The organism is Vibrio sp. 2134-1 (assembly GCF_033339495.1).
On the sequence record NZ_JAWOUS010000348.1, the window covers coordinates 1 to 756 of the forward strand.

A 756-nucleotide genomic window follows, 5' to 3' on the forward strand; every position below is an offset into this window, starting at 1 on the left:
AAATGCAAAACGTTCCTAAGCGTTTTATCCGCATTAAAAAGCCAGTTCGTTTTGAAGATGGCGATAAGTGGGCAGAATTTGTCCCATTTAACGGCTTCCGTATGGACTTCGAAATTGACTTTAACCACCCTGCGATTGAATCAGACGAGCAGCGCCTACTGTTTGATTTCTCATCTCAAGGTTTCGTTCGCGAAATTTCTCGTGCACGTACGTTTGGCTTTATGCGTGATATCGAGTACCTACAATCTCAAAACCTAGTTTTGGGTGGTAGTTTCGACAATGCTATCGTATTGGACGATTACCGAATTCTGAACGAAGAAGGTCTGCGCTTTGAGAACGAGTTTGTTACTCACAAGGTGTTAGATGCAATTGGCGACCTTTACATGTGTGGTCATCCAATTATTGGTGAATTCCGTGCTTATAAATCAGGTCACGGTTTAAACAACCAACTTCTACGCGCAGTATTGGCGGATCAAGAAGCATGGGAATGGACAACTTTCGAAGAAGAAGTCGGTTCTCCAGTCGCTTTTGCAGAGCCAAACATGGTGCTAGCATAAGTTAGTCAAAGAATATTAAAAACCAGGTTTCGACCTGGTTTTTTTCTATCTAAATTTTACCGCACGTGATGATGGTTATTGGCCAGATTTTTCTGCCATATCTGCGAGCCTTTTTAGTCGCTCTTGGATTTTTGGTGGGGCCATATCAGCGATGGTCATCAGTGATTGAGCTGCTGACTCAGTGAGTGGCGGGCGTTTT

At 43.4% G+C, this 756-nt stretch carries 1 protein-coding gene and 1 pseudogene; one reads left to right on the plus strand and one right to left on the minus strand.

All coding sequences use genetic code 11. The features are described from left to right. On the plus strand, positions 1-557 hold a 557-nt coding region (lpxC, locus tag R7R78_RS25900), incomplete at its 5' end, for a UDP-3-O-acyl-N-acetylglucosamine deacetylase (RefSeq protein ID WP_225474587.1). A 75-nt stretch (positions 558-632) separates the two neighbouring features. Here the strand turns inward: lpxC and R7R78_RS25905 are convergent. Beyond that, positions 633-756: pseudogene (locus R7R78_RS25905) on the minus strand (DUF721 domain-containing protein); the annotation flags it as partial.